The sequence below is a fragment of the Halorussus vallis genome (assembly GCF_024138165.1).
Lineage (GTDB): Archaea > Halobacteriota > Halobacteria > Halobacteriales > Haladaptataceae > Halorussus > Halorussus vallis.
Genome location: NZ_CP100000.1, coordinates 2819153 through 2836745 on the forward strand (window position 1 = coordinate 2819153; position 17593 = coordinate 2836745).

The window sequence follows — 17593 nt, forward strand, 5'->3', positions numbered from 1 at the left end:
TCGCACACGAAATCTTCCACTTCCTTCACCGAACGTTTATAAACGAAACCGGCACAACCCCGTGGCGTGACACGCCCCCGACCCGGAGACGCGAACGCCGAGTTGACCGCTCAGACCGCCGTTCTGTCGGCTCAGCGGCAAGGACAATGCTTAAGCGCGGGCCACCCTTGCTCGCTAATACGATTATGGGCGCGATAGAGGACGTTCACGCGGACCTCGAAGCAGATATCTCTCTGGAGGAGTTCCGCGAGACGGTCGAGGAGAAAGTCGAGCAGATGGGAGGTCTCGCCGACGAGGAGACGGCGGCGATGCTGGTCGCTCACGAACTGGACGACGAGGGCGGCGAGGTCAACAGCGTCGCCGACGTCGAACCCGGCATGGAGGAGGTCAAGTTCGTCGCGAAGGTCGTCAGCGTCGGCGACGTCCGGACCTTCGAGCGCGACGACGAGGAGGCCGAGGACGGCCGCGTGCTCAACGTCGAGGTAGCCGACGAAACCGACTCGGTCCGCATCACCTTCTGGGACAAGCAGGCCGACGGCGCCGAGGAAGCGCTCGAACCCGGCGACGTACTCCGCATCGCGGGCCGACCCAAGGACGGCTACAACGGCGTCGAGGTCAACGTCAACAAGGCCGAACCCGACGACGAAACCGAAATCGACGTCCAGATTCAGGACACCTACCGGGTCGAGGACCTCTCGCTCGGCCTCTCGGACGTGAACCTCCGCGGGAAACTGCTGGACACCGACTCCATCCGCACCTTCTCGCGGGACGACGGCTCGGAGGGTCGCGTCTCAAACCTGAAGGTCGGCGACGAAACCGGCCGCATCCGGGTGACCCTCTGGGACGAGCAGGCCGACCTCGCCGAGGAACTCGACCCCGGCATCTCGGTCGAGGTCGTCGACGGCTACGTCCGCGAGCGCGACGGGAGCCTCGAACTCCACGTCGGCAACCGCGGCGCGGTCGAGGAGATCGACGAGGAGATAGAGTACGTTCCCGACGCCGCCGACATCGGGAGCCTCGAAATCGGCGACGTCGTCGACGTGGTGGGCGTCGTGCGCTCGGCCGACCCCAAGCGGACCTTCGACCGCGACGACGGGTCGGAAGGCCAGGTCCGGAACATCCGCGTCCAGGACGAGACGGGCGACGTCCGAGTCGCGCTCTGGGGTGAGAAAGCCGACGCCGAGGTCGCGCCGGGCGACAAGGTCCACCTCGCCGACATCGAGATACAGGACGGCTGGCAGGACGACATCGAGGGGTCGGCCGGCTGGCAGTCGACGGTCGCGGTCCTCGACAGCGACGTGGGCACCGGGAGCGGCGCCAGCGAGGACGCCAGCGACTCGGGCGAGGCCGGACTGGGCGCCTTCACCGACGACTCGGAGTCCGGTTCGTCCGGCGCGTCCGGAGCGTCGGACTCGGCCGCCGAAGCGGCCGAGTCCGACGCCGGCGCGTCCGCTGGCGGAAGTAACGACGCCGCCGGGAGCGCCGACGGCGAGTACGTCGAGTTCACGGGGACGGTCGTGCAGGCCGGGAACCCGGTGGTGCTGGACGACGGCAAAGAGACGGTGAGCGTCGAGACGGAGACGGACGTGACCCTCGGTCAGAAGGTCACCGCCCGGGGCGAACTCCGCGACGGACGGCTCGACGCCGAGGACCTGTTCTAACTGTTGAACGGTTCTTCGTCGCGGTGGTTGTCGACGTTCTGCTCGTCGCCCGCCGCGTCCTCGCGCGCCTCGTCCTGCTCGACTCTGGTTTCGTCTTCGATCTGTTCCTCGCGGGCCTGTTCGGCCTCGGCCTTCTCCTCTTCGACCTCCTCGTCTTCGTCCGATTCGTCCTTCTCTTTCGCCATCGTCCGCTCTCGCTCGTGGTCGTCGGCCATGCCCGAACGTAGGCCGGCGAATTCCTTATGTTTGCTGGCGGGTCGCCCCCGGAGAAACGCGCGCAGGCCGCCCGAACGACGCTACGGAAAGAACTAAGGGCGCGACATTCGGGGGTTGGGGTATGAGCGTCGAGTTGCCGTTCGCACCGGTCGACACCATCATCAGACGGAACGCCGGCGACCTCCGGGTGAGCGCCGACGCCGCCGAGGAACTCGCCCGGCGCATCCAGCGCCACGGGGCCGAACTCGCGGTCGCCGCGGCCGAACGAGCCACCGATGACGGCCGGAAGACGTTGATGAGCCAGGACTTCGGCGTCGAACAGGTCGTCGACAAGGACAGCCTCGAACTCCCCGTCGCGCCCATCGACCGCATCGCCCGCCTCGACATCGACGACGACTACCGGGTGGCGATGGACGCCCGCATCGCGCTCGCCGACATCCTCGAGGACTACGCCGACAACGTCGCGCGGGCGGCGGCCACCCTCGCGAACCACGCCGACCGTCGAACGGTCAAGGCGGAGGACATCGAGACGTACTTCAAGTTGTTCGAGTGACCGCACGGTCCACTGCCCTCCTCCGACGACCGGCCGCTCGACGAGTCGCCCCCGGTGCGACGTCGGCGAACGGTTCGCGGAGCGAAGCCGTTAAATTCCACTGGGGCGGTGTAGTTGATAGACGTGCTACCGACTGCCGCGGCCCGCCGTCGCTCGGCGGACGACGGACGTAACCAACGATGAACTTCGGCTACAGCGACGAGTGTCTGGCACACGATACGGGCGAGCGCCACCCGGAGAACCCCGACCGCCTGCGGGCCATCCGCGAGGGACTGGCCCGGAGACACGGCGTCGAGTACGTCGACGCCGACTCGGCCTCCGCCGAGGTGGTGGAGGCGGTCCACGACGCCGACTACGTCGAGGAGTTCCGGGAGTTCTGCGAGAGCGGCGGCGGCAACTGGGACCCCGACACGGTGGCGGTCGAAGCGACCTGGGACGCCGCGCTCCAGTCGGCGGGGCTGGCCCGCTGGGCGGCCCTGTCGGCGCTCGACGGCGACGACGGTCGCGAGACGCCGTTCTCGGTCGGTCGGCCGCCGGGCCACCACGCCCTCTCGGACGACGCCATGGGCTTTTGCTTCTTCAACAACGTCGCGGTGGCGGCCAGGGCGGCCATCCGCGAACGAGACGCGGAGTGCGTGGCGATTCTGGACTGGGACGTCCACCACGGTAACGGCACCCAGGAGATATTCTACGACGTCGACGACGTCTTCTACGCCTCGCTCCACGAGGACGGCCTCTACCCCGGCACCGGCGAGGTCGAAGAGTCCGGCGAGGGCGCCGGCGAGGCGACGACGCTGAACGTCCCCTTGCCCGCGGGCGCGGGCGACCCCGAGTACCGTGACGCGGTCGACGACCTCGTCGCACCCGCGTTCGAGGCGTTCGACCCGGACCTGTTGCTCATCAGCGCGGGCTTCGACGCCCACCGCCACGACCCCATCTCCCGGATGCGGGTTTCCTCGGAGGGGTACGGCATGCTCACCGCGCGGGTCCGCGACGTCGCGGAGCGAACCGACGCCGCGCTGGGGTTCGTCCTCGAAGGCGGCTACGGACTCGACACGCTGGCCGAGAGCGTCGCGGAGGTCCACGAGACGTTCGACGGTCGCAAGCCCGTGGTCCCCGACGACGAGGCCAACGAGGACGTCCGCGAACTAATCGAGGAGACTCGGACGAGCCACCCGATTTTCGACTGAGGTGCGCTAATTTTACGCCGAGTCCGGTCGACGCACCGACCGGAGGATGCGCGAGGGGTCGCAGACCCCGAACGGGGAGGGTCGGGGCGCGGTGCTGTGCGGTGGGTGCTGTTCTCACCTGCATCGTGCGAGTGGCGGCCGCAGTCGCGGACGCGATTGCGGTCACTGTTGGATTTGGTGTTCGCGTCGCCGTCCCGCCCCACGCCTATCCTGCAGTAAGTGACAGAAGGCTATTCGCCGGTCTTCTCGCGGACATCGTCCGAGCAGGCACCGTACTCCTCCTGGGGCGCGCTGCACGCCCCGTCGCAGGGGTGGCCGACGTACTCCCGGAGTCGGTGGACCGTCTCCTCCGAGAGCGTGTGGCCGATGGTGCGCGGGTCGCCGTCGCCCTCCTCCAGCGTCGCGGCGTCGAGGCCCAGGTCGTCTTCGAGGAAGTTCTCGGCGACGCAGTGGCGCCAGAGGAGCTTTCGGGCGGTTTCCTCGCCGTCGTCGGTGAGCGAGACGCCCTCGTACTTCTCGTAAGTCGCGAACCCGCGCTCCTCCAGCGTGGCGAGCATCTCGGTGACGCTGGCGGGGCTCACGTCCAGCGCGGCGGCGAGTTCGCCCGTGCCGGCCCGCCGCTCGCCGCCGGCGCTCAACAGGTGGACGGCCCGGAGGTACCGCCCGACGCTCGCCGAAACCTCGCTCATGGTAGGCGGGCAGTCGGCCCGCGGCGACGTAAATTTTTCCTGCGCGCGAGAGCCACACGATTTACCACCGCTCCGACCCGAGCGGTCGTATGGACGACGACTGGCGCGTCATCGAGTCGGTCGCGGAGTACGAGACGGGGTGGTACACCGGCGGCTACGACCTGGTCGAACAGCCCGACGGTTCGACGAAGAAGTACTACTGGGCCGAACTCCCGCCCGCGGTGGTGGTCCTCGCGGTGGAGGACGACCGGGTCGTCTTCGTCGAACAGTACCGGCCGGTCATCGGCGAGACGTGCCTGGAGTGTCCCGCGGGCATCGTCGAGGACGGCGAGTCCTACACTCAGGCCGGCACCCGGGAACTCCGCGAGGAGACGGGCTTCGAGGCGGCGGGCGTGAGCTTGCTTGAAGATTTCTACTGCTCGACCGGTGTGCTCCGCCACGAGCGCGGCATCGTCTTCGCCGAGGGGCTGACCCCCGTCGAACGGGACCTCGACGACAACGAGTTCCTCCGGGTCCGGAGCCTCCCGGTCGACGAGGCGCTCGCGGCGGCCCGCGAGGACCCGGCCAACGACGCGACCATCGAGGCGCTGTTGCTGGCCGAGGAGGAGGGCCTGCTCTGAGCGGTCAGCGCGCGGCCGCGATTCGGTCGCGAATCGCGTCGACGTACTCCTCGCGGGTGTAGCCGATGCGCGGGAGCCAGACGTTCTGGTAGGAGGGGTGCAACAGCGGCAGGACGGTCGTCTCGAACTCCGGAGATTCGCGGGGTCCGAGCACCGAATCGAGGAAGCCGCCCGGCAACTCGCCGAGCACCGCAAGGGTGGCATGCTTGCCGGTCGTCGCCACCACGGCCGGGCCGATTTCGTCGATTTCGGTCGCGAGGTGGTCGCGGCAGTTGCGGCGCTCCTCGGCGGTCGGTTCGCGGTTGGTGGGGTACTCGTCCTCGTTCTTGGAGTCGTCACCCTCGGCCCGTGGGAAGCACTTCACCGCGTTCGTGAAGTACAGTTCTTCGGGCGTGAACCCGGCATCCGAGAAGAGGTCCCGGACCTGTCGACCGGAGTGCCTGGAAGTGTAGGCCATGCCGGTCCAGTTGCCACCCTGCCAGCGGTCGGCCTCGGGATTCCCGTATGCTGGCGCTTCGCCGACCACAACCACGTCGGCGTTGAGCGACCCGACACCCCACGAGATGCACTCGCGCGACTTGACCAGGACGGGACACCGCGCACACCCCGATTCGAGGACGTTCCGCGAGTCGCGGTCCGGAAACTCGGTCATGGACGAGGTTGGCGTCCCGCGACCCTGAATTGCACGTTTCCGCGGTAGGGGTCGGTCGGCGACCGACCCCTACCGCGCGAACGGTTCCCGCGGTCACCGAACGCTTTTATCAACTACCGACCACGTAGCCGACATGGAGTTCGACGTCCGGGAGGCGACGCCGGCGGACGCAGACGCCGTCCACCGGGTCGCCCGCGATGCCTGGCACGCCGCCCACGAGGACGCGCTCGGCGCGGCGGCGGTCGAACGCGCGATTGCCGAGTGGTACGACCCCGAAACACTCGCGGCGTCGACGCAACGGGAGGACGGCCGCTTCCTGGTCGCGTCGGCAGACGGCGAAGTGGTCGGATTCGCGCAGGCCGTCCTCGGCGAGGCGGACGAACCGGCCGACCTCGCCCGTATCTACGTCGCACCCCACCGCTGGGGCGAGGGCGTCGGCACCGTCCTGCTCGAACGAATCGAGCGCTGGCTCCGCGAGCAGGAGGTCGACCGCCTCCGGTTGGCCGTCGTGGCCGACAACGAGGTTGGCAACGCTTTCTACGAGAAGCACGGCTACGCGGTGGTCGAGGAGCGCGAACAGGAACTGTTCGGCGCGACGTTCGACGACTACGTCCGGGAGAAGGAGTTGTGATTTAATCTTCGAATATGGGCTTTCGGGACGGTCTGATGAACGACAACACCGTCGCGGAGACCGTCCCGAAAGCCCCCGACCGCTCTCCAACGACGACCGCAACGACAGCTAACGGGAACGCTTCGAAAGCCCCCGGCCCCTTTCAGTCCCGCCCGGTGGACTGTAGAGTCGAGCGCCTTCGGGGGGTTGGTCGTTCCGTTGTTACCGTCGGTGGGGTAGACTGTCGCTACTGTCGGTCGGCGAAACGCACTCCGACGAAAAGAGATTCCGTCCGAAACTCAGTCTTCGTCTTCCTCGACGACCTCGATGCCGCGGTTGTTGACCGCGTTCGGGTCGAGACCGACCTCTTGGAGGTACTGCTTGTACTCGCGCTCGCAGGCCTCGGCGTCGGCCTGCTTGTCGCTGGCGCGGTCGCACAGCGCCACGAGGTCCTCGGGCACGTCGTTGGTGTAGACGATCCAGTGGTTGATGAGGTCGGACAGTCGCCGGATGGGGCTGGTGAAGTGGCCGTATATCTCGAAGTTGAGCGCGTGGTGGCCGCCGAACGGGTCGTTCATGTACCGCGCCCGGGGCATCACCTTCATCACGGCCCACTGGATCTTGTCGAGCTGGCGAGCCGGGGCCTCCTCCAGCGTTGCGTTGACCGCCTTCCGGGGGTCGTCCCACGCGTCGCCGGGGATGGAGACGCCGTCCAGGTCTTGAATCTCCTGGAGGGCCTCGCTCCACTCGTCGGGCGTCGGCTGGGGATGGACCCGGTACATCGCCTCGACCCCGCGGTCCCACATGAGGGTGTGCGTGACGGCCTTGTTCGCCTTCAGCATGCACTCCTCGATGATGGTGTGGGCGCGGTCACGCCGGGGGTTTAGCACGAGGCTCCCCTCCTCCTTGCGCTGTTCGTGCATCCGGTCGGCGACCTCGAACGCGAGTTTGTTCTCCTCGTGGAGCGGCGCGTCCTCGTCGTCGATGCGGTTCTCGGCCTGCGAGTAGGTGAGTCGCTCGTCGCTGTTGATGACCGACTTGTATATCTCGATGTCTTCGTAGCCCAAGTGCTCCTTATCGAGGTGCATCTCGACGGTGTGGGCGAGTCGGTCCTCGTTCGGGACCAGCGAACAGACCGTCTCGGCCAGCATCGGCGGGAGCATGTGGATGGTGTAGGCCGGCAGGTAGACGGTGTTGGCCCGCTCGACCGCCTCCTCCCACATGTTCGTCTCGGGGTTGACGTAGTGGGTCACGTCGGCGATGTGGACCCAGAGGACGTACTCGTCGTCGCGCTCCTCGATGGAAATGGCGTCGTCGAAGTCCTGGGCGTCGATCGGGTCGGTCGTCCACGTCGTCATGTCCCGGAGGTCCCGGCGCTCGTCGACCTCGTCCTGAATCTCCTGCTGGATGTCCTCGGTGCGCTTCTCGGCCTCGGTCATCACCGCCTGCGGGAACTCGTCGCGTATCTCGAACTTCTCGAACAGCTCCTCGCGCCGTGCTTCGAGTCGCTCTGCCAGTTCAGGGGAAATCTCGACGGGGCCCTGGCCTTCGGCGGTTCCGGCCTCGGCCTGCGCGTCGCTGGTCATGACACGGAATTACGTCGGGGAGTAGTTAGACGTGTCGGGACCGCCCGAGCGGCAGCGCGACGGTTCGAGGCGACGCTCGGCGTCCGGTGCATCGAGGTGGCCGTCGTTCGCCCCCGCGTCGGGATGCGAGTAACCGCCGCTTACCGCCCGCGACTCACCCCTCGTGGTCGACCGAGTCGTATCGCTCTTCGACCGCGTGCCGATATCGGTCGAGGAACTCGGTTTCCGTGAGGGTGCCGGCGTCGATGTCGACCAGCAGGTCTTCGAGTTCGTCTCGTTTCTGGTGACAGAGGTCGTCGTGACAGCCCTTACAGAGGTACTCGAACTGCTTTCCCTCTCGGTCCCACCTGTCTCCCTCTTTGTCGTACTCTCTGGCGTCGGAGCGGCGGACGGTCTCGCCGCAGGCGATGCAGTCGACCGAATCGCTCCCCCGGCGCCTCCGGGAACCCCACATACCCCTACAGAGGGCCTACCGTTACTTGCTCTTTTTGGACAGTCGCCAAATATATTCGAAGAATGCTATTGTGAAAGTAATCTCGGCTTACCCCCTCCGGTCGTCCTTCTCGTCACGCCCCGAACGGGCGCCGGTGACGCGCTCGCCGCCGTCGCAGTCGCCGACGCCGCGCCCGCAGGCCTGCGGGCGCGGCGTCGGCCAGCGAGTCGGTTCTATCGGCGTCGCGTTTCCGGGAGATGCGGCGTCGAGAGGGCGGTGCCAGCGGTGCGTCCGCGGCGGAGCAGGTCGATTCGACCGCGGGGCTTATCCGGAACGACGCCCAACGTCGTCTCGATGGACGGCGAAATCTCTCCCGAAGCTCTCAACGACCTCCTGGAGGCCGACGAGGACGTCCGCGTGGTGGACATCCGTCCCCGCCAGCAGTTCGAACGCGGCCGCATCCCCGGCAGCGAGAACATCCCGTTCCACGCCCTCTCGCGGGACATCGACTCGCTCGACGGTGCCGAGCGCGTCGTCACCGTCTGCCCGCACGGAAAATCGAGCGTGCAGGCGGCGCGACTCGTCGCCTCCTACGAGGGGATTCCGGACGACGCCCGCGTCGAGAGCATGGCCGGCGGCCTCGACGCCTGGGAGTACGACCTCGAAACCGACGGTGACGACGCCGAGGTCGGCGACGACGCCGCGCCCGACAGTCCGTTTTGAATCCGCCTCTCGCCGGGACGGCCACCGCCGCCGCCGGAACGACCCGGCCGCGACCGGCCTCGAATCGGTAGTAAAATTACCTCCGCGAGCGTTACGGCTCCCGTGTCGCCTCCGCTAGCCCGAGGGTCGCTCGTTCCCTACTGGTACCTGATTACCGGCGTACTGTTCGTCCTCTACGGTGTTAGCGCGGTGGGGTGGCTCGTCTGGCGCGACCCCGACGCCGACTGGCGCGCCCGGAGTTCGAGCGCGCTCGTCCTCGTCGGGTGCATCCTCGTCTGCATCTACTGGCTCGCGCGGATCTACCCGGCGTGGGCGGTGCGGGTGCTCTCGGTCCGGTTCCTCGTCCTCGTGCTCGCCGGCGTCGCCGTCGGGACGCTGGCGGCCACCGTGTTCGCGGCGCTGCTGGTAAGGGCGATACGCTACGTCCGGGTCAACCGGGTCTGAGAGTCGCGGTGTCGAGAAATCGGAGATTCGCGAGAGCGTCGCCACTCCCGACGTAGAAACGAGACAGAACCGAGGGGGTCGGTCAGGCTACGTTGAAGCCACGGTCACGTAGGAAATCCTCGACGCGCCCGGTGTGGTTGCCCTGGAGCTCTATCTGGCCTTTTTCGACGGTGCCGCCGCACGCGAACTTCGACTTGAGGTCCGAGGACAGGCTGTCGAGATCGACGTCCTTGGGGTCGAATCCTTCGATGATCGTTACTTCCTTACCGTAGCGTCGCTCGTCGATGCGGATGTTAATCTGCTGGGATTCTTTAGCTACGTCCTCGCAGACGCAGAGCTCCTGAGGCAGCCCGCACGTCGAGCACACTTCCGACATTACGGCTAGGGCTACGAAATCAACGTATTAAACATTGTCGGGAACTCGGTGGGTTCACCGCCCCGAGAGGAGGCCCTGTCGCTCGGTTACGAGGTCGTCGACGAGCGAAACCGCCTCGTCGGCGACTCCCTCGTCGGCCCGGCCGGCGTAGCGCGCTCGCTCGTGGAGTTCGCCGACCCGGCGCGCCCGCTCGTCGAGGCCCTCGATGGCCGACAGGTACTCCCGCGGCGTCTCGCCGGGTCGGCGCTCGCGGTACTCCGCCGCCAGCAGGTGTTCGAGTCGGTCGAACGCCCGCTCGACGTCGGTTTCGGGGTCCCTGCGGGGTTGCCACCGGAGCCAGACCGCCCGCTGGGTGCGCTCGGCGAGGCCGCTCCGCCGGGCGGCCGCGAACAGGCCGACCAGGAGCAGGCCGCCGAACGCGGCCTGCTCGCGCGTGGGCGGCCAGAACGGAACGTCGCCGATTCCGAAGCCGCCGCCCTCGCCGGCGGTCCCGTTGGCCGCGGTCGTGATCGTTCCGACGGTGCCGTTGTACGAATCGCCCAACCCGGGGCCGAGTCGATTGGGGTCGACGGTTCCGACGCCGGGCCCGGAGGTGACGGTCGTCCCGTTCGGTGCGGTCGAGGTTTCGTTCCCGTCGGTCGTGGTCGTCTCGGTGGGCGTGGGCGTCCACGTCCCCTGCTCGCTCCCGGCGGCGTCGACGTTCGAGACGTTGCTCGCGCGGGCCTGCGTGACCTGGGTGCCCTCTCTGCTCTGGCGCGGACCGGCGGGCGTCGGGTCGAACGCCACCCAGCCGACGTCCGGGAAGTACACCTCGACCCAGGCGTGGGAGTCGAGGCCGCGGACGACCCACTCGTCCTCGGCGACCCGCTGGCCCGACGTGTAGCCGACGACGAACCGCGCGGGAACTCCCTGCGAGCGGAGCATCGTCACCATCGCGGAGGCGTAGTAGGTGCAGTAGCCCTTCTCCATGTCGAAGATGAACTTCTCGGCGATGTCGCCCTGCGGGCGCTGGACGTCGAGCGAGTAGCGCTTGTTCGACTCCAGCCACTTCTCGACCGCCTTGGCCTTGGCGTAGGGGGTCCGGTTTCCGGCGACGATTTCGTTTGTCTTCTGCTGGATGTGGTCGGCCGAACTCTCGGGCAACTGGAGGTAGCGGCTCCGGATTTCGGCCGGGTAGTCGGTGCCGGCCCGCCGGAGCGTCCGCCGGGTCGGGTCCGGTACGCGACTGACGACGGTGTACTGCTCGCCCTCTCGGAGCGCCCCGACGGGGACGAGCGCGCCCAGCGAGGTCCGGCGGGTGTTGTCGCGGTCCCCGGCGGTCAACCGGGTGGGCTTCCACGCCGCCGGCATGGCGCCCAGCCGTTTCGCCTTCACGGTCACCGTCTGCTCGACGCGCTTCGTTCGACCTTCCGGCGCCGACATGACGGTGTAGTCGCTCGCGTCGCCGGTTCGAATCCAGCCGCCGCCGTCGTAGCGGTCGTAGGCGCCGACCCGCCAGTAGCCGGGTTCGTTCGACTCGACGGTGAACCGGACCTTCGGCGACAGCCGAATCGAGCCGACGACGCTGACCCGCTGGTCGTTGTTCAGCAGGCTCCCCTGGACGGTCGGCGTCCCCGCGCCCGAACTCCCCGGCAGAAGCGGGCTCGCGCTCCCGCCGGGGACGAGGCTCACCGTCGAGGCGAGCACGACCATCGCCACCAGCACGACCGCGACCGTATCGACCTGCGCCGACGTGCCGCCCCGCCGGGCCATCGTGCCGAACGCGAGCGTCGCGGCGGCCGCCAGGGCGCCGACGAGCGTGAGGACGTTCCCCGCGTCGCCCGTCAGGACGAAGAAGCAGAGCGCGGCCCCGCCGGCGGTGACCGCGAGCGCGTAGCGCCGCCGGAGGACGAAGTACCACGGCCCGAACAGCAGCGCGGGCGCGACGCCGAGCGCCCACGCGCCGACCTCGGTCATCCGGAGGACCGACAGCCCGCTCAGTAGCGCGAGGTTGTCGCTCAGCAGTTTCCCGGTCGAGAGCGCGACGAGGTAGGCGCTGGGCACCGCCAGGTAGTAGGCGACGAGCCCGACCGCAAGCAGCGCCAGCGCCAGCAGGCCGGCCTGGTAGGCCTTGAGGTGACGCGCCACCAGCGCCCCCGCGACCAGCGTCGCCGCGACCAGCGCCAGCAGGGTCGCGGTCCCGCCCACGATGTCGGTGACGTGGTAGAGGATGCTCCCGTAGGTCGCCATCAGCACGAGCGTCGCGGCGACCGCCAGCCAGTGGTACGGCACCGCCACGCCGCCGAGTTCGAAGTCGCGGCCGGTTTCGGTCGGCGCGCTCATCGGCGGTCACCTCCGCCGTCCGTCGCGACCGACTCCCAGGCCCCGCTCCCTGCGGCTACGGGGGACTCTGCAGAGTCGCCCGCGGTCGCGCCCGGCGTCGCGTCGGCGTCGCCGGACAACTGCCCGAAGGTGACGGTCCGCTCGCCGACGGTGACGCGGACCTCCTCGGAGTCCTTCGGCCCCGCGACGACCACGTCGGCGTCCTCGCGCCGGTCGCCCGCCACGGTTCCGGCCGACGTTCGAGCCAGCGCGCTCAGCAACTCGGTCAGATGTTCGTCGCCGGCGCCGGGTTCGACCCGGCCGCCGGGCACCGTCAGGCCGACCGCGAGGTCGGCCTCCAGCAGGTAGGTCGCGACGCTCGCGGCCGCCTCGGCCACGTCGTCGGCCCGGCCCTCGTCGGCCTCCGCGAGGAGTTCGATTCGCTGGCGCTCCTCGTCGGCCTCGAACTCCATCACCACGAGGTCGGCGTCGGGGCGCTTGGCGCTCGACTTCCAGTGGACGTCCCGGAGCGGGTCGCCACGCTCGTACTCGCGCAACTGGTCGAAGCGCTCGCGGCCGTTCAGGCCGAACTCCCGGTGGAGCGCGGCGAGGTCGCCGGCGTCCCGGAGTCGCCGAATCCGCGGGAAGACGACGACCTCGCGCTCGACGGGGTAGCGGTAGGTCCGCTTCCAGAGGCCGAACACGTCCTGGGCGACGACCTCGACCGGCCCGACTCGGCCGACCCCGCGCTCGCGCAGGTCCACGTCGAAGGTGACGGTCCCCGAGTCGACGGTCGTCTCGACCCGGTCGTCGGACGCGTCGAGGCCGTCGGCGGCGTCGAGTGCCACGACCGCAGAGAGCGGCGTCGGCGCGTCGAAGTCGAGCGAGACGGTCGCGGTTTCGCCCGCGAAGCCGTACTCGGGCACTCGGAGCTTCAGGTCTGGCTGGGCGGCGCGTCGCATCTGGACGGCCGCAGCGACCAGCGCGACCACCGCCGGACCGACGACGGCGTTCAACGCCCGCGGGCTGAACCGGGCGGCCATCGCCACGGCGGCGACCACGACCGCGACGAGCGCCCAGCCGCGTCGCGTCAGCATCTCACTCCACCGGCACGGCGTCGAGCGCTTCCCGAATCAGGCCCCGACCCGAGCGGCCGCCGGTCTCCGCGCCGGTCCGGACCCGGTGGCCGAGGACGGTTTCGGCCTCCGCCTGCACGTCGTCGGGGACGACGTAGTCCCGGCCGTCGAACACCGCGCGGGCCTGGGCGGCCCGGAGCAAGGCGATGGACCCCCGCGGGCTGACCCCGAGGTCGGCCCGGTCGCGGGTGTAGTTCGCCAGTCGGGTGACGTACTCTCGGACGGCCGCCTCGGCGGTGACCTCGGAGACGGTTGCGCGGGCGCGCCGCAGGTCCTCGGCGGTCGTCACCGGTTCGAGTTCGTCGATGGGGTGGCGACCCACCACGCGCCGGAGCACCTCCGCCTCGTCCTCCGGGCTGGGGTAGCCAAGCGAGAGCTGTTTGGAGAAGCGATCGATCTCGGCGATTGGGAGTTCGTAGGTCCGGTCGCCCTCGACGTCGTTCTGGGTGGCGATGACGGTGAACGGCTGGTCGAGTTCGCGGGTCTGGCCGTCGACGGTGACCGTGGCCTCCTCCATCGCCTCCAGGAGCGCCGACTGGGTCTTCGGCGGCGCGCGGTTGATCTCGTCCGCGAGGACGACGTTGCCGAAGATGGGGCCGGGCTGGAACTCGAACTCGCGGGTCTGCTCGTTGAAGACGTTGACGCCGGTCACGTCGGTCGGCATCAGGTCGGGGGTGAACTGGACCCGGGTGAACGTGCAGTCGACCGACTTCGCGAGCGCGCGGGCGAGCATCGTCTTGCCGACCCCCGGCACGTCCTCCAGCAGGAGGTGGCCGCGCGCCAGGATGGCGGTGACGATGTGTTCGGTGGCCTCGTGGTGGCCGACGATGACCCGTTCGACGTTCTCGACGACCCGCGAGGCGAGGTCGGAGGCCTCTTCGACCGACAAGGGTTCGGGCGACGCTCCCGTTCGACGCGGCTGGGGTTTCGCGTTCGGATTGGCTTCCGTCATGTATCGTGAGTGGCGCTGGAGGGCGAGAGCGGCGACGGTCGACCCGCGCCGACCGCGACCGCCGTCGGTACGCCTGTTGCCCGTACGTAGTTATCCCTCCCTTGTAACTTTTGTCGCAGTTTTCTCGCAGACGGAACGAGGGGTTCCGACCGCGCTCCTCGAAAACGCGTTGTGCGCGTCGAAACCGGCGCGTTGGGTCGAGCTATCGCCGACTCACCGCGTCGAACCGACGCGCCACGCCTCGCCGGTCGGCGATGCTCCGGCCCGCGGCGCTCCCGGTAGAATCACCAGTCTTTGCAGTCTTCGCACACGAGGTCGCCCTCGCGCTCGCCGTCGGCGCGCCACCGCCGCTCGACCGCTTCGCCGCAGGCGGCGCACTCGCCGCCCGCGGGCGACCACCCGTAGGTTGAAACCGCCGGTTCGACCGCCGACGCCTCGGTCCCGTCCGAGGCGTCGCTTGGGGCGGTTTCGACGTCACCGTCGGTCGCGTCGGATTCGACGTCGCCGTCTTCCGGGCCGGATTCGGCGTCGGTTTCGCCGTTGAGTTCCGCCGTGTCCGTCTCGCCGGACGCGGCGGTGTCGGTTTCGTTGGGGGCGACGGTCCCGCCCGCTTCGGCGTCCGTCCCCTCCGCGTCGGCGGCGTCCGTCGCGACGGACGCCGCCGACGCGGAGTCGTCTTCGTTCCCGTCTTCGTCCTCGGCCGACGGGAGGAACGAATCGAGCGAGGCGTCTTCTGGCACGGCCACCGCTACGCATGCCCCCGTCGTAAGCGTGGCGGAGTGGGCCGAGTCGGTCGGCCGTCGAACCCGGGAGTCGCGCGGTCGTGAGCGAGGTGCGGCGGCGCGCCGCCGCGCCTCGCTCGCGACCGACCGTCACGGCCGCGGGTCGAAGTACGCCGCCAGTTCCGTCCCGAACTCGCCGGCCAGCGTCGCGATTTCCTCGCCGACCAGCACGTCGTAGTCGTGCTTCAGCGCCGAGGCCACCCGGACGCCGAGCGCCACGTCCAGCAGCGCCTCGCTCTCCAGGAATTCGCGGGCGGCGACGAACTCCCGCTCTCGCTCGACGACGTAGCGGTCGCCGTCGACGAACGGGCCGTAGGCGTCCTCGTCGTCGGCGTACTTCTCGAAGAACCCCGTCGCGTGCGGGCGGACGGCGACCGGCGGCCCCTCGTGGCGCTCCACCCTCGGCCGCTCGGGGACTTCGAGTTCCACCAGCAAGACCGCCGACTCGTCGGCGAACGCGGCGGTCCGGAGCGGGTCGAACCCCCGGCGGTCGAGTTCGTCCCGGACGCCCGAGAGCGACTTGCGGAGCTGGGGGTAGAGCTGGTCCTCGACGACGTCCGGGGCGTTGAAGCGCACCGCCACTGGCGTCGTGCCCCGGCGCTGGACGTGCTCGCGGACCGCCTCGGCCGAGAGCGGTTCGGTCGGGTCGAGGAAGAACAGCTCTTCGCGGGGCGATTCGAGCAGGTCGCGGGCGTAGTGCTGGAGTCGCGCGACGTTGTCGGCCGACAGCACCGCGGCGACGTTCCGCTCGGGGTCGGTCGGGTCGATCAGCACCAGTTGGTCGTCGAACTCGGCGATTCCGTGGTCCTCGGGGTCGAACCGGACCGGCGGCTGCCAGTCGGCCGCGGCCGCGACCGTCTCGCGGAAACCGCCGTGTTCGAGCACGAGCAGTTCGGTCAGGTAGCCTGAGAACCCTCGCGTCCGGAGGTCGCTACCGTAGGCGCCGACGCCCTTGAGGAACTGCTTGAACAGTCGAACCTCGCCCGCGAGTTCGTCGTCGAGTCGCTCGGCCAGGTACTCGGTGTGGAAGGGGGTGCGGTCGACCGCCGACTGAATCTCTGTCGCCGAGTCGAGGCGGTAGCAGGGCACTAAGTCCACGTCGAAGCCGTCGTGTTCGCCGGTGACGTAGGGGTGTTCGGCGAACTCCTCGCGGCCCTCCGGGAGGACGGCGTGGCCGACTTCGAGTCCGTAGGACTCCAGGCGGTCGCGTTCGAGGTCGGCGGGAAAGCGCACGAACAGGTCGATGTCGCGGTCGCCGGCGATCCAGGTCCCGCGGGCGGTGCTGCCGACCTGGACCACGTCGGCCGCAACCGGCAGGTCGGCGATGGCGTCCTCAGCCCGGCCGCGGAGCGTCTCGACCGCCTCGCGCATCCGCTCGCGCTCGGCGGCGTCGGGGGCGATTCGCTCGCCCACCGCGGCGGTCACCGCATCGAACGCCTCGCGCTCGCCCGTCCCCTCGCGCCCGTCCGAATCCTCGTCCTCGCCGGTCATTGGCGGTGGATTCTCGGCCCGCGAGTGAAAACGTGTCGTCTCTCGACGCGGCCGACACGGCTTCGCGGGTCGACCGGCGGGACCCGCCGGTCGACCCGCGAACGTGTGCCAGCGCATCACTCCCGTCGTGCGAAAACGAAAGGTCTATCAGAGTACTCACGCTATCTGGAAATGCGTTCGAAAGCCGCCGTAGCTCAGTTGGTAGAGCACCTGGTTGTTACCCAGGTTGTCCCAGGTTCGAGCCCTGGCGGCGGCGCTACGTTTTCGCGGTCTTCCGATCGATAACCGCCCGACAGCGCACACGCTTCCACCGTCGTTTCGCTACGGCTTCGGGAGTAACCGCCAGACGCTATCCGGTAAGCTTAAAGAGCGTCGCGCGAGAAATACGGATAGAAGGGCCCTTAGCTCAGTCTGGTTAGAGCGCTCGGCTCATACTGACAACCGGATTACATTTCCGGCGTCATGGGACACCGAGTGGTCGATGGTTCGAATCCGTCAGGGCCCATCCTTCAGATTATTCTCGGTGGTAGACGACGTCTCGTACGTAGCTACGCCCCTTTTCCCTTCGCCGACCCGGGACGGGTACGGCTCGAACATGTTCGAGTGAACACCCACGGCGAACCGCCACCTCGTTGCGACCACGATGGTAACCACGTACAGACTGTTCGACGCGTTGCACCTGTTAGTCGCCGGCGTGTGGGCCGGGTGGACCGTATTCATGGCCGCGCTCGTCGTTCCGGCGGCGCGCGACGGTCGACTCGGTTCGAGCGCGCTCGTCGGACTGACGGAGCGGTTCGCCCGATTCTCGCAGGTGGCCCCGCTCGTCATGCTCGTGACGGGCGGATACATGGCGAGTCTGACGTTCATCTCCGACTCACTGCTGAAGACCACGCGAGGCCAACTCGTGCTGACGATGGTCGGTCTCTGGGTCGTGCTCTCGGCTCTGACCAACGTTGCGAGTCGGCGCCTAACCGCCGACGTCGAGTCGGTCGGCGCCGAGCGCTCGGCTCGCGGCGCCTCGACGGCGTTCTCTGCGGCGGCGGCCGTCGCCCTCGCACTGTTGCTCGTCGGCGGTTGGATCTGACGGGACGAGTCGTCGACGCCGCATTCGGCTTCTCGTTCGATAGAACTCCGCGACCACTTTCGGGCCAGCGGAACGACGCGGCGTCGAGAACTTC

Annotated in this window: 20 protein-coding genes and 2 tRNA genes; 10 read left to right on the forward strand and 12 right to left on the reverse strand. The window is 68.8% G+C overall.

Annotated features, from left to right (window positions below):
• The first annotated feature begins 185 nt into the window (after positions 1–185).
• The gene (locus NGM07_RS14235) at positions 186–1661 is read left to right on the forward strand and encodes a single-stranded DNA binding protein (RefSeq protein ID WP_253512725.1); all 1476 of its coding nucleotides are present in this window, start codon (positions 186–188) and stop codon (positions 1659–1661) included.
• On the opposite strand, the gene NGM07_RS14240 is transcribed toward NGM07_RS14235, so the two are convergent.
• On the reverse strand, positions 1658–1876 hold the full coding sequence (locus NGM07_RS14240) for a hypothetical protein (RefSeq protein WP_253512727.1): 219 nt from the start codon (positions 1874–1876) through the stop codon (positions 1658–1660). The two genes, NGM07_RS14235 and NGM07_RS14240, sit on opposite strands and share 4 nt — an antisense overlap.
• Positions 1877–1998: 122 nt before the next feature.
• Between NGM07_RS14240 and NGM07_RS14245 the strand changes: the two genes are divergently transcribed.
• Entirely contained in the window at positions 1999–2430 is a 432-nt protein-coding gene (locus NGM07_RS14245) for a histone family protein (protein WP_253512729.1), read from the forward strand.
• 179 nt (positions 2431–2609) lie between these two features.
• Complete coding sequence (locus NGM07_RS14250) at positions 2610–3620, forward strand: histone deacetylase family protein (RefSeq protein WP_253512731.1); 1011 nt, start codon at positions 2610–2612, stop codon at positions 3618–3620.
• A 230-nt stretch (positions 3621–3850) separates the two neighbouring features.
• Here the strand turns inward: NGM07_RS14250 and NGM07_RS14255 are convergent, their stop codons facing one another.
• On the reverse strand, positions 3851–4309 hold the full coding sequence (locus tag NGM07_RS14255) for a metal-dependent transcriptional regulator (RefSeq protein ID WP_253512733.1): 459 nt from the start codon (positions 4307–4309) through the stop codon (positions 3851–3853).
• Between the two features lie 89 nt (positions 4310–4398).
• On the opposite strand from NGM07_RS14255, the gene NGM07_RS14260 reads away from it, so the two are divergent.
• Positions 4399–4929: an NUDIX hydrolase gene (locus NGM07_RS14260; RefSeq protein ID WP_253512735.1), complete on the forward strand. Its 531-nt coding sequence runs from the start codon at positions 4399–4401 to the stop codon at positions 4927–4929.
• 4 nt (positions 4930–4933) lie between these two features.
• Here NGM07_RS14260 and NGM07_RS14265 read toward each other — a convergent pair whose 3' ends face one another.
• The gene (locus tag NGM07_RS14265) at positions 4934–5581 is read right to left on the reverse strand and encodes a uracil-DNA glycosylase (RefSeq protein ID WP_253512737.1); all 648 of its coding nucleotides are present in this window, start codon (positions 5579–5581) and stop codon (positions 4934–4936) included.
• A 133-nt stretch (positions 5582–5714) separates the two neighbouring features.
• Here NGM07_RS14265 and NGM07_RS14270 point away from each other — a divergent pair, with 133 nt between their 5' ends.
• The gene (locus NGM07_RS14270; RefSeq protein WP_253512739.1) at positions 5715–6212 is read left to right on the forward strand and encodes a GNAT family N-acetyltransferase; all 498 of its coding nucleotides are present in this window, start codon (positions 5715–5717) and stop codon (positions 6210–6212) included.
• Between the two features lie 278 nt (positions 6213–6490).
• Here NGM07_RS14270 and NGM07_RS14275 read toward each other — a convergent pair whose 3' ends face one another.
• Positions 6491–7777 carry a ribonuclease catalytic domain-containing protein gene (locus tag NGM07_RS14275; RefSeq protein WP_253512741.1) on the reverse strand — a complete coding sequence of 429 codons (1287 nt, stop codon included), beginning with the start codon at positions 7775–7777 and terminating at the stop codon, positions 6491–6493.
• A gap of 154 nt (positions 7778–7931) precedes the next feature.
• Positions 7932–8231, reverse strand: a complete 300-nt coding sequence (locus tag NGM07_RS14280; protein ID WP_253512743.1) for a DUF7562 family protein — start codon at positions 8229–8231, stop codon at positions 7932–7934.
• 333 nt (positions 8232–8564) lie between these two features.
• Here NGM07_RS14280 and NGM07_RS14285 point away from each other — a divergent pair, with 333 nt between their 5' ends.
• Positions 8565–8933: a rhodanese-like domain-containing protein gene (locus NGM07_RS14285; protein ID WP_253512745.1), complete on the forward strand. Its 369-nt coding sequence runs from the start codon at positions 8565–8567 to the stop codon at positions 8931–8933.
• A 102-nt stretch (positions 8934–9035) separates the two neighbouring features.
• A complete protein-coding gene (locus NGM07_RS14290; protein WP_253512747.1) occupies positions 9036–9377 on the forward strand; it encodes a hypothetical protein in 342 nt (113 codons plus the stop codon).
• Positions 9378–9459: 82 nt separating this feature from the next.
• Here NGM07_RS14290 and yciH read toward each other — a convergent pair whose 3' ends face one another.
• The 6 genes from yciH to cca all read right to left on the reverse strand — a co-directional run bounded on the left by yciH (position 9460) and on the right by cca (position 16415).
• Positions 9460–9753 (reverse strand): stress response translation initiation inhibitor YciH, encoded by a 294-nt coding sequence (gene yciH / locus NGM07_RS14295; protein ID WP_253512749.1) that lies wholly within the window; start codon positions 9751–9753, stop codon positions 9460–9462.
• Positions 9754–9807: 54 nt separating this feature from the next.
• Entirely contained in the window at positions 9808–12075 is a 2268-nt protein-coding gene (locus tag NGM07_RS14300; protein ID WP_253512751.1) for a transglutaminase TgpA family protein, read from the reverse strand.
• Positions 12072–13151: a DUF58 domain-containing protein gene (locus tag NGM07_RS14305; RefSeq protein WP_253512752.1), complete on the reverse strand. Its 1080-nt coding sequence runs from the start codon at positions 13149–13151 to the stop codon at positions 12072–12074. Before NGM07_RS14305 ends, NGM07_RS14300 begins: the two co-directional genes overlap by 4 nt.
• A gap of 1 nt (position 13152) precedes the next feature.
• On the reverse strand, positions 13153–14142 hold the full coding sequence (locus tag NGM07_RS14310) for an AAA family ATPase (RefSeq protein ID WP_253512754.1): 990 nt from the start codon (positions 14140–14142) through the stop codon (positions 13153–13155).
• A 284-nt stretch (positions 14143–14426) separates the two neighbouring features.
• Positions 14427–14882, reverse strand: coding sequence for a DUF7573 domain-containing protein (locus NGM07_RS14315; protein ID WP_253520257.1), 456 nt, complete (start codon positions 14880–14882; stop codon positions 14427–14429).
• A 132-nt stretch (positions 14883–15014) separates the two neighbouring features.
• Positions 15015–16415, reverse strand: a complete 1401-nt coding sequence (gene cca, locus NGM07_RS14320) for a CCA tRNA nucleotidyltransferase (RefSeq protein ID WP_253512756.1) — start codon at positions 16413–16415, stop codon at positions 15015–15017.
• A gap of 183 nt (positions 16416–16598) precedes the next feature.
• On the opposite strand from cca, the gene NGM07_RS14325 reads away from it, so the two are divergent.
• Positions 16599–16671, forward strand: a tRNA-Asn gene (locus NGM07_RS14325).
• A gap of 139 nt (positions 16672–16810) precedes the next feature.
• Positions 16811–16920 (forward strand) — tRNA-Ile (locus NGM07_RS14330).
• Here NGM07_RS14330 and NGM07_RS14335 read toward each other — a convergent pair.
• Entirely contained in the window at positions 16911–17135 is a 225-nt protein-coding gene (locus NGM07_RS14335; RefSeq protein ID WP_253512758.1) for a hypothetical protein, read from the reverse strand. The two genes, NGM07_RS14330 and NGM07_RS14335, sit on opposite strands and share 10 nt — an antisense overlap.
• Between NGM07_RS14335 and NGM07_RS14340 the strand changes: the two genes are divergently transcribed.
• Positions 17134–17499 (forward strand): CopD family protein, encoded by a 366-nt coding sequence (locus tag NGM07_RS14340; protein ID WP_253512760.1) that lies wholly within the window; start codon positions 17134–17136, stop codon positions 17497–17499. The genes NGM07_RS14335 and NGM07_RS14340 overlap by 2 nt on opposite strands.
• Positions 17500–17593 lie beyond the last annotated feature (94 nt).